Genomic DNA, 10,490 nt, shown 5'->3' with positions numbered 1-10,490 from the left:
GTGTCACGCGGCCGCGGGCAGCGGGGTGTCGGTGCACATTTGCGCGATGTAGGCGGCCAGATGGCCTGCCACATTCACGCCGTGCACGGCGGAGGAACGGGCGAACTCGGGATTCGCGTTCACTTCGAGAACCAGCAGTTCGCCGGTGGCGAGGTCCTCGATGAGGTCGATTCCGTAAAAGCCCTCGCCGAGCGCGTCCACGACCTGCCCGCAGAGCTTCTCGATCCGGCCGGTGATCTCCAGGCGCTCGACCCGGGCGCCCAGATGCGTGTTGGTGCGCCAGTGGTCCGACACCCGCTGGATGGCGACGACCGGGGTACGTCCCACCACCACGACCCGCAGATCGTGGCCGGGCTTGTCTATGTACTCCTGCACCAGGACGGGGAACAGCTTTCCCCCGGCGTCCGCCGATTCGCGGCCGCCGACCCATGCCTCGACCGAGTCCGAGCCGGTCACCTTGGTGACACCCCGCCCCCACGACCCGCTGACGGGCTTGATGACGGCCGGCAGGCCGAGTTCCGCCACCGTGTCGCGCACCTGGTCGTAGCTGAAGGCGTGGCGGGAGACCGGGTGCGCGATGGAGTGCCGGGCGAACAGCAGGGCCTGCAGGCCCTTGTCGTTGCAGGTCTCGATGGCGTCGGCCCGGTTGAGCGTCGTGACGCCGGTGCATTCGAGGCGGCGGGCGACGCCGACGGCGTCACGGTGGGAGAGGTTGCGGATCATGGCGAAGGCGGGCGGGGGCTGCACGCCCGAGACCACCTCCGCGAGATCCGCCGCCAGCAGCGGCCGGGCGTTCAGTCCCTCTTCGCGCAGTGCGTTGAGAAGGAGCTTCTCGTCCGGCCGCAGCATGGTGACCGAGAGCAGGACCTCGGGGGCCGAGGTCACTCGCCCCAGTCCTCTTCCACCTCGGGGGCCAGCGCGACGCGGACGACGGCGTCGTCCTTCTCGACGACCTCGTGCTCCTGCCCGCAGGCACCGCACTCGGTTATCTCGCCCTTCTCCCAGTCGTCCTGGATAACGAAGTCCGTGTCGCACACCAGGCACTGCGGCGCGGAAATGGTTGCAGGCATTGCGTTCCTCCCGTCTCGGCGGTCACCGGCTCGGCGACCTCACCGAATATCGCGCTCTCGCCGGGAGGCGGGCAAAGGGTGTCGGGGCATTCCGTCAACTGCTCCGGAATAAGTCAACTAGGGCCCCGGAGACTGACGGAGAGCCCGGAATATGACGCCGCGTCGGCCGACTTGACGGAGAACCGGAGCGGGACTTCCGCGCGTCTGCGGGCTCCTCTAATCTCGGCTCCCATGATCAGTCCCCCGGCCGCCGCGCTGCTGCGGCAACTGGCCGCAGAAGGCGTGGCAGGCTGGCTCGCGGAGAACGCGGCCTCGCCCTTCAGCCGGGCCCGGCTCCGCCGGCTCACGGCGAAGGGCATCTTCCGCGGTCTGCTCTCCGCCGCCGGTACGGCCGACTCCGTGCGCGACGCCTGCGACGCGCTGCTGCGGATGTACGAGGCGGGGGACGGCGACGACGGACTGGTCTCCGCCGCGGTCGACCGGGACACCTGCCGGGCCGTGGACCGGCCCAACCTGCTGCTGCGCACCACGCCGGACGGGCCGGGCCTGCGGGCGGCGACCTCCGCGCTCGCCGCCGGGCTCGGCGTCGACATCGCGCACGTCTGCTCCCTGGACGACTGCGTCGAGGCCATGGACGCGTACTTCACCGGGCTCGAACAGGCGCTGGCCGCCGGGCTCTCCCTGGAACGGCTCACCGCCGTCATCTCGGTGCCGGTGGGACAGCTCGACGCGGAGGTCGACGCCCGGCTGGACCGGCTGGCCTCGAAGAAGGCCCTGGACCACCGCGGCACGGCGGCACTGGCGGTGGCCAGGCTGGTGTTCCGGATACGTGAGGAGAAGCTGGGCGAGGAGTGGTGGCGGGTGCTCCGGGCCGCCGGCGCCAGGCCCCCGCGCCTGCTGTGGACCGAGCCCCGGCCGCACCAGCTGACCGCGCTGGTGGGCTGGCGGACCGGGCAGGCGGTGTCCGCCGAGGTGCTGGAGGAGGCGACCGCCCATGGCGCCCCGAACGGCGACACGCTGCTGAAGCGGGACGCGGCCGGGCGCGCCGCGCTGGCGGGGCTGGACGAGCTGGGCATCGACATGGTGGAGGTGTCGCGGGCGCTGGAGGGCGCTCACGGCGGAGCGGGCCGGCCGGCCCGGTCCTGAGCGCGGGACCCGCGGGCGCCGGACCGGGCCGGGCCCCGGGCGCGGCCGCCCGGGGCCCGGCCCGGAGGCGCTGTCAGGCGGTGGCCGTCGCGCGGACCCGGCCCGGGAAGGGGCTGCCCGTCAGCGCCAGCAGCGGAGCCGCCTTCACCGCGGTCTCCTCGAACTCCTCGTCCGCGTCGGACAGCGCCACGATCGCCCCGCCCACCCCGTAGCGGACCCGGCCCGGGGTGAGGACCGCGGTACGGATCACGATGCTGAAGTCGGCGGCGCCCGAGAGCGAGAAGTAGCCGATCGCCCCCGAGTAGATCCCCCGCGCCCCGCCCTCCAGCCGGTCGATGATCCGCATCGTGCGGGCCTTGGGTGCCCCGGTCATCGATCCGCCGGGGAACGCCGCCCGCACACACGCCACACTGCCGGTGTCCGGGCGGAGCCGGGCCCGTACCGTGCTCACCAGCTGGTGCACCGTCGCGTAGCTGCGCACCCGGAAGATCTCGTCGGCCCGGACGGACCCGGTGACCGCGCAGCGGCCGAGGTCGTTGCGGACCAGATCGACGATCATCAGGTTCTCGGCGCGGTCCTTCTCGCTGGACAGCAGGTCCTCGACGAGTGCCGTGTCCTCCTCGGGGGTGGCGCCGCGGGGCCGGGTGCCCTTGATGGGCCTGGACTCGACGAGTCCGTCGGCGGACACGCTCACGAAGCGTTCGGGCGAGGTGCTGAGTACGGACACCTCCCCGAACTGGAGCAGTGCGGCGAACGGTGCCGGGCTCAGCCGGCGCAGCGTCCGGTAGCTCTCCCAGACGTCGAGGTCGCCGTGCCACTCGGCCTGGTTGGTGAGGCAGATCTCGTAGCTCTCGCCCGCGCCGATCTCCTCCTGGCAGTCGTCGATCAGCCGGAGATAGGCCTCGCGGTCGTGGCGCAGCCTGATCCCGCCCCGGGGCGCGGGCGGCCTCGGCGCGGGCCCGGCCGGCGGCGGGCCGTTCGCGGCCAGCCGGCCGGCGGTCGCGGTGAGCCATCGCAGGGCGGGTTCCTCGTCGCCGTCCTCGGCCAGGGCGAGGAGCCGGGTGGTGCCCTCCTGGTGGTCCACGACCAGCGCGCGGTCCGCGAACACCATGGTGGCGTCGGGTTCCTCGGAGCGGTGCACGAGGTCGCCGCCGCACTCGGCCTTGAGCTCGTAGCCGAGGTAGCCGACCCAGCCCAGGGCGAATCCGCCGGGCAGGGGCGGGAGTTCGACGGTGGTGGCGCGCAGGTCCTGCTCGATCCAGCCCAGGAACGGGCCCGAGACGATGCGGGTGCCGGACGGTTCGCGCACGGTCACCGTGCCGCTCCAGACATCGGCCTCGGCGACCCGGGCGAGGGGGCCGGTGGCGTCGCCCATGACGGAGAACCGGCCGTCGTCGGCGCCGGGCCGGCTGCTGTCCAGCCAGTACGCGTGGTCGTTGCCGCGGAAGAGCGCGGCGTACGCCGCCTCCGGGTCCCGGACGAGGGGCACCTCACGGCTGAGGACCTTCAGCCGCCGGACGGGGGCCGGGGCGGCGGGGGCCGCAACCGCCGGGGCCGGTGTGCGGGGCCGGCGGCGCGGGGCGCGGTGTTCCCGGGTCAGCCGTGCGAAGTTGCGCAGCAGCTCGTGCCCGTACCGCGTACGGATCGACTCGGGGTGGAACTGCACGCCCCACAGCGGCCGTTCCCGGTGGCGCAGCCCCATCAGGACACCGTCGGGCGTCCAGGCGGTGGCCTCCAGGTCGTCGGTGAGGCCGGTCACCGCGAGCGAGTGGTAGCGCACCGCGTCGAACGGCGAGGGCAGCCCGGCGAAGAGGTCCGTGCCGTTGTGCAGTACGGGGGAGGTCCTGCCGTGGCGCGGCTCGGGGGCCCGGACGACGTCCGCACCGCCCAGCAGCCCGATGCCCTGGTGGCCCAGGCAGATCCCGAGCAGCGGTATCGCGGTCCGCCGGACGATGTCGTGGCAGATACCGAAGTCCGCCGGGCGGGAGGGGTGTCCGGGGCCCGGGGAGATGACCACGTTGTCGAACTCCGCCAGCCGCCCGGCGTGCCAGTGCGGGGAGTCGTTGAGCACGATCTCGGGCTCCTCGCCGTTCACCTCGGCGAGGTGGTGGAAGAGGTTGTGGGTGAAGGAGTCATGGTTGTCGACGAGCAGGGTCCGCACGACGCCACCTCAGCCGCTCGCCACGGCGACTTCGAGCAGCATGTGCTCGACCAGGTCGCTGCTGTACTCGCCCTCGACCGTCAGCTCGCTCGCGACGGTGCGCAGCGTGCGCCCGCACTCGGCGGCGATCTCGTGCAGGCGGTCCAGGTCGCCGCGGTCGCTGAAGTGCAGCAGCACCCGGCCGTTCCCGGTGACGGCGTCCGGCGCCTGGGTCAGGAAGCGGCGATGGGTGCGGTAGCCGGGGTCCACGTAGGCCGCCTCGTGAATGGAGCCGTACGTGTATGTGTCGGGTGCGCGAACATAGTTGGAGCTCCAGAAGACGGTGTCGAAGCGTTCGCCGGGGAGTCCCGAGAACAGATCGCTGTGCACCGCGTCCAGCCGGTCGCGCACGCCGTGGCGCTCGGCGTTCAGCTCCGCGTTCCGTACGGCGGGACGGCTGATGTCGGCGGCCACCACCCGGGGGCAGCCGTTCAGCGCGCTGAGCACGGCGATGACACCGGTGCCGCAGCCGATCTCCAGGAACGATCCGCGCGGGGCCTTCGCCGGCCCGCCGGCCAGCCCCAGGAAACCGATCGCGGCCTCGGTCGACGGCGAGTAGACGGGGGCGAAGACCTCGTCCAGCAGATCCCATTCCCGGCCGGCCATGGCGAAGACGGGCGGCCGGTCGTCCCGGGTGAGGGAGGCGTGGCTGCGTTGCAGAGAACGTTCGTAGCACTGGACTCGCATCACGTGTGGATCCCCGTTTCGGTGTGTCATCGGGTGAGTACCCAGAGCGGCGCTCCGGCCCTGACGATGCCTTCGGGGCCGTGCCCGCAGGAAGGTGTCCCGGCCACAGCCTCCGGCAGCGATGTGGTGCTCCGGCCACCCTCACCTGCTCTGACCAGCAACTTCACAAAACAAGCCACTGGTTGACTCGGTCCGCTCGCAGGTTTTAGGTTCGCGGCAGGACTTCGTGGTCCCGCGTCCCGGAACAGCTGGGGCGGCCCTGGGGGAGGGAACCAGCAATGTCACGCGATGCCGATCCGGTGAGCAGTGCCCTGTTCGGCCTGCTCGAACTGCTCGCGGCCGAGGCGCCGCCCGACCGCTTCGAGGACTTACTGCGCACCGCCCGGTCCGAAGGCGGTGACGACGCCGAGTCCGCCGCGCTGCTGGAGCGTGCCCGCGGCCTCGCCCTGGACATCCACAGCCTGTTCGCCCGACGCCATCAGCGCGAGGCCGGACTCGCCGCCCTCGTCGACACGGCCAGGGAACTCACCCTGCCCTACGACCTGGACGCGCTGCTCAAGGTCATCACCCGCCGCGCCCGGCTCCTGCTCAACCTCGACATGTCCTGGATCAGCTTTCACGACCCCGCCGAGGACTGCTCGTACGTCCGCGCGGCCGACGGGCACGCCTCCGCGATCACCGTCGGGTTCCGCATCCCCGGCTCCGGCGGGGTTGGCAACCGGTCGAGATCGCTCGCGGGCCCCTTCTGGTCCCCCAACTACCTCACGGACGATCGCTTTCCGCACTCCGCCGTCATCGACGAAGTGGTGCGCGCCGAAGGGCTCCACGCCCTCATGTCGGTTCCGCTGCACGACGGGAACCAGGTCTTCGGCTCCCTGTACGTCGCCGACCGGAACGTCCGGCACTTCACACCCGACGAGATCACCCAGATGTCCTCGCTCGGCGACCTGGTCTCCGTGGCGATCAAGAAGGCCCGGCTGCTCGCGCGGGCCAGGGAGGAGATATCCGAGCTGGAGCTCGACTCCTCCCGCGCCCTGGACTCCTCCTCCGCCTCCCGTCACCTGCGCGAGACCCAGAGCCGGCTGACCGACCTGGTGCTGTGCGGCCGGGACCTGCACGAGCTGGCCGTGGCCGCGGGCGACGCGCTCGGCGGCACCCTGCTGATCCGCGACGTGGCCGGGAGACCGATGGCGGCCTCCGGCGCAGCGCCGGAGCTCGACGAGGGCGAACTGCTCAAGACGGTCCTGGACGCCCACACCGAGCGCGCCCCCACCCGGTCGGCCGCCGGCCTGTGGTGCTGCCCGGCCGCCGCGGGCGACGAGATCCTCGCCACCCTGGTGCTCGCACCGGACGAACCGGCCACCGACCACACCCTCCAGCTGCTGCGGACGGCCGCCCAGACCACCGCGGTCCTGCTCCAGGTCCAGCGCAGCGCCGCCGCGGCCGAGGGGCACATGCGCGACCAGCTCTTCCACGAACTCCTCAGCACCTCGCAGTACACCGCCGGGCAGCTCGCGGAGCGGGCCCGCAGGCTCGCGGTCGACCTGACGGAACCTCATGTAACGGTGGTGGCACGGCCGGAGGGCGGCGTGCAGGGAAAGGCCGTCGTCTGGGCGTCGTCGTACGCCCACCGGCTCTCCGGCCTGAAGACCACCGAGGGAGGCTGCATCGTCCTGCTGCTGCCCGGCACCGACCCGGGGTCCCGGGCCCGCGACGTCTCGCGCGAACTGTCCTCGGTGCTCGGCCATCCGGTGACCGTGGGCGCGGCCGGACCGATCACCGACCCCGTCTCCATCATCCTCACCTACCGCGAGGCACGGCGCTGCCTGGACGCGCTGACCGCGCTCGGGAGCACCGGCGCCACCGCGTCGCCCGATGAGCTCGGATTCCTCGGCATGCTGCTCTCCGACCGGCCGGACACGGCGTCCTTCATCGGCTCCACCATCGGGCCCGTACTGGACTACGACACCCAGCAGTTCACCGAGCTGGTGCGCACCCTGGAGGCGTACTTCGCCGCCGGGAACAGCCCCACGCGTGCGGCGGAGAGCCTGCATGTGCACCCCAACACCGTCTCGCGACGGCTGGAGCGCATCACCGACCTCCTGGGCGCCGGCTGGCAGGAGCCCGTACGCGCGCTGGAGGTGCAGCTCGCGCTGCGGCTCCAGCGCGCCCGGCACACGCTGCGCCGGACGGGCACCGCGCCGCCTCAGACCGAGGCGCCGGCCACATAGGGGCTGGGCACCCGCACGGACCGGACCACGCGCTCCGGCTCCGGGCCCGCCGCGCGCAGGTGCTCCCAGGGCTGCGGCTGCGCCCCCGGACCGGGCACGGCGACCGGGAAGGGCTGCCGCGGAGCCGGTCCGCCCCGGCTCGTCCCGCCGAGCAGCGCCGCCGCGTGCGCCACGGACGCCAGCGTGATGTGCCGGTGCCAGCCGCGGAAGGAGCGGCCCTCGAAGTCCCGTAGCCCGACCCGCTCGCCGACCTCGGTGAAGTCCCGTGCGACCCCGCGGCTCAGCCGGCTCATCCGCAGCAGCGCGGGCAGCGGGGCCTGCGTCATGTCGGTGAGGAACAGCTCCCCCGCCGGGCGCAGCGGATCGTTCCACACCCCGAGCAGCAGCAGACTGCGCTGCCCCCGGTTCGGCGCCCCGGCCCGCGCGTACGGGACCCGCTGCCCGAACACCACCCGCACCGCGACGACCAGCGCGCTCGACGCGCCCCAGCGCACCTGGTGGCGCAGCCCCTTGACCGTCTCGACGATCTGCTGCGCGGACACCACTCCGGCGCCGTACCCCGGCAGTGCCGGATCGGCCACCGCCAGCCGGCTCGACGGGCCGATCCGGGCCAGCACGGGCATTCCGGCTGCCCCGAACTCCCGCATCAGCAGGGGGAGATCGTGCCCGCAGGCATTGAGAAGCAGCGGCCTGGGCGGCACCGGCCAGCGGTTCATCGTCTCCAGGACCACGGCCACCGCGCATTCGTCAGGGGACTCCGCCACCGTCTCCGCCGGAATGTCCGCACGCCGCCGCACGGCGTCCTGGAGCCAGAACTCGGGCAGATGCAGCCGCCAGTTGACCGGCACGCTCATCTCCTCCGAGGCGAACCACAGCCCGAAGGCCCGCTGCCCGGCCGTCCCGCCGCCCCCGGGCGTACCCGGAGCCACACCCACCGACTGGTCACCGGCCTTGGGGATCGACATCTGCTGGAGCACCCAGGCCTGCGGCGGAACCGTCCGCTGCACATAGCCGGCCAGGGCCTCCCGGACCGGCGCCCAGTCCCAGGTGGAACTGGAGATGAAGTGCTGAAGACTCTGCTCGACGGCTGAACCCCCGGTGAGGGAGGCGATGTTGCGCATCGTCTTGCGACCGCCCACGGTCAGCAGTCCGCGCAGGTACTGCTCCCCCTTCAGGCGCTGGTCCCTCCGGCGCAGGGACGCGGAGAACACCGTGGCGGCCAGCTCGGAGACCACATCGGACGGTTCGTCTGCGTCCGGGAAACCGGCGAATACGTCCCGGACTTGGTTCAGGGCTCCACTCATACGCCAACGGTGACCCCGGCAACCCGTGCCGGACGAGGTGCGCCGGGCACCAGATCCCCCCGCGTCATGGTGCTCCGGCCACCATCAGGCCGGTCCGGAAGCCCGGATCACCCGGTGCGGGGCCGTGGCGGGTGTGGTGGGGTCACCACCCCGGTACCCCGGAGGTGACGGAACACGTGACGGAACACCTGACGAAGTCACCCGCAACTGACAGGGCCGGGAGGAGCCGCTGACGCATGCGCACGCGGCTGCGCAGAGTGGCACCCCGGCACCCCTGACCGGGTGTTCCCTCACCTTCTGGAGTGCACAGACATGCTTGAACCCGGTAGCGGTTCTGCTGTACGTCCGGGGCCCGGGGCCCAGACCGCTCCCGGCCGGAGCGGCGCCCCGCTGGCCGAGGCGGTGCTCGCCGTGGCCCGGCGGGACATCGCCTCCTTCCACGCCCTGCCCCTCTCGCACGGGGGTTCCATCAGGAACTCGAAGGTCCGCGACGTCTACGAGGCGCTGTTCGGGCAGGCGCAGCTCGCCGCCGAGGTGTCCTACAGCGGCACGATGCTCGACTCGTTCTTCCGCCCGCGCGGACCGCTGCGCGCCGCACAGCGGCTGGCGGCGAGCAGCTTCGGCGCGGACGCGACCGTCTTCCTCTCCGCCGGCACCAGCACCGCCAACCGGGTCGCGCTCGGCGCCCTGGTACCGGCCGGTGGCAGGGTGCTGGCCGACCGGAGCTGCCACCAGTCCGTCCACTTCGCACTCGGTGACCTCGACGCGGTGACCGAGTACGCGCCGATGCGCCGCTGCTGCGCGGACTGCCCGCGGACCTTCGCCGACCTCCGGCAACTGCTCGACATGTTCGCCCTCGCCGTCGCGGAAGGCGTGCCCTACGACACCGTGGTGCTCTCCGCCGTCTCCTACGACGGGGTCCGCTACGACCTGCCGTCACTGCTCCGCGCCCTGGCCGAACTGCACCCGTCCGTATCCGTCCTGGTCGACGAGGCGTGGGGCGCCGTCCACCACTACCACCCCAGGCTGCGGTCGCTGACCGCGCTGGAGGCGGTGCGCAGGCTGCGCGAGACCGAGCCGGGACTGCCGATGACGGTCGCGGTGACCCACTCCGCCCACAAGTCCATGTCGGCCCTGCGGCAGGGGTCCTATCTGCATCTGATGGGCGACGGTGAGCTGCGGGAGCGCGTCGCGCAGTCCCTGTTCCAGCACCACACCACCTCGCCGAGCTGGCCCGTGCTGGCCAGTCTCGACCTGGCCAGGCTGCAGGCCGAGACCGAGGGGGAGGCGCTGCTGGAGCGCTCGTTGAACCTGGCCAGGACCCTGCGCGCCGAGATCCGCTCCGACCCCAGGCTGTCGGCCTTCCGGGTGCTCGGGCCGGAGGGGCACCTGACCGACCCGGCGCTGCTGGTCCACGAGGACCCCACCCGGGTCCTGGTGGACATCGGCGCACTCGGTATCACCGCGGCCGAGTTCCGCCGCATCCTGTTCGACGAGTACGCCCTGTACGTCGCCAGGGAGAGCGGCGACGCCGTCGTCTTCCACGTCCACATCGGCGTCGACGAGGGAACCCTGCTGCGGCTGCTCGACGCGCTGCGCACCATTCAGCGCACCTACCGGGCCACGTCCGAGGCGCTGGCCGGGGACACCGCCGAACACTTCATCATCGCCTACCCGCCCGGCATCCCGATCACCGTGCCCGGCGAGAAGCTCTCCGCCCGGACCCGCGAGGAACTCGACGCGCTGCGCACCAGCGGGGTCGAGATCTACACGCTGCGCCAGGGGGGCACAGCGGCCCATCCGGCTCCGGCATCCTCCCTCCTCAGTGGAACGGCAGATACGGAGTGACCAG

8 protein-coding genes are annotated in these 10,490 nt (G+C 72.5%); 3 read left to right on the top strand and 5 right to left on the bottom strand.

Annotated elements, in window-relative coordinates:
* Positions 1-3: 3 nt before the first annotated feature.
* Both AB0I52_RS17730 and AB0I52_RS17725 read right to left on the bottom strand, forming a co-directional pair.
* Positions 4-885, bottom strand: a complete 882-nt coding sequence (locus AB0I52_RS17730; RefSeq protein ID WP_363073519.1) for a RimK family alpha-L-glutamate ligase — start codon at positions 883-885, stop codon at positions 4-6.
* On the bottom strand, positions 882-1,070 hold the full coding sequence (locus AB0I52_RS17725; protein WP_362961380.1) for a lysine biosynthesis protein LysW: 189 nt from the start codon (positions 1,068-1,070) through the stop codon (positions 882-884). The genes AB0I52_RS17730 and AB0I52_RS17725 overlap by 4 nt, the downstream gene beginning before the upstream one ends.
* Positions 1,071-1,301: 231 nt before the next feature.
* Here AB0I52_RS17725 and AB0I52_RS17720 point away from each other — a divergent pair, with 231 nt between their 5' ends.
* Positions 1,302-2,216, top strand: coding sequence for a hypothetical protein (locus AB0I52_RS17720; protein WP_363073517.1), 915 nt, complete (start codon positions 1,302-1,304; stop codon positions 2,214-2,216).
* 73 nt (positions 2,217-2,289) lie between these two features.
* On the opposite strand, the gene pabB is transcribed toward AB0I52_RS17720, so the two are convergent.
* Positions 2,290-4,377, bottom strand: a complete 2,088-nt coding sequence (gene pabB / locus AB0I52_RS17715; RefSeq protein ID WP_363073515.1) for an aminodeoxychorismate synthase component I — start codon at positions 4,375-4,377, stop codon at positions 2,290-2,292.
* Between the two features lie 9 nt (positions 4,378-4,386).
* Positions 4,387-5,103, bottom strand: coding sequence for a methyltransferase domain-containing protein (locus AB0I52_RS17710; RefSeq protein ID WP_363073560.1), 717 nt, complete (start codon positions 5,101-5,103; stop codon positions 4,387-4,389).
* 278 nt (positions 5,104-5,381) lie between these two features.
* Between AB0I52_RS17710 and AB0I52_RS17705 the strand changes: the two genes are divergently transcribed.
* Positions 5,382-7,334 carry a GAF domain-containing protein gene (locus AB0I52_RS17705; protein WP_363073513.1) on the top strand — a complete coding sequence of 651 codons (1,953 nt, stop codon included), beginning with the start codon at positions 5,382-5,384 and terminating at the stop codon, positions 7,332-7,334.
* Here the strand turns inward: AB0I52_RS17705 and AB0I52_RS17700 are convergent.
* Positions 7,310-8,638, bottom strand: coding sequence for a transposase (locus AB0I52_RS17700; RefSeq protein ID WP_363073511.1), 1,329 nt, complete (start codon positions 8,636-8,638; stop codon positions 7,310-7,312). The two genes, AB0I52_RS17705 and AB0I52_RS17700, sit on opposite strands and share 25 nt — an antisense overlap.
* A gap of 312 nt (positions 8,639-8,950) precedes the next feature.
* Here AB0I52_RS17700 and AB0I52_RS17695 point away from each other — a divergent pair, with 312 nt between their 5' ends.
* Positions 8,951-10,486: an arginine decarboxylase gene (locus tag AB0I52_RS17695; protein ID WP_363073509.1), complete on the top strand. Its 1,536-nt coding sequence runs from the start codon at positions 8,951-8,953 to the stop codon at positions 10,484-10,486.
* Positions 10,487-10,490: the final 4 nt, after the last annotated feature.

The organism is Streptomyces sp. NPDC050423 (assembly GCF_040655445.1).
GTDB lineage: Bacteria > Actinomycetota > Actinomycetes > Streptomycetales > Streptomycetaceae > Streptomyces.
Note: the sequence above shows the minus strand (reverse complement) of the source record. Positions and strands in the feature narration are given on the sequence as shown.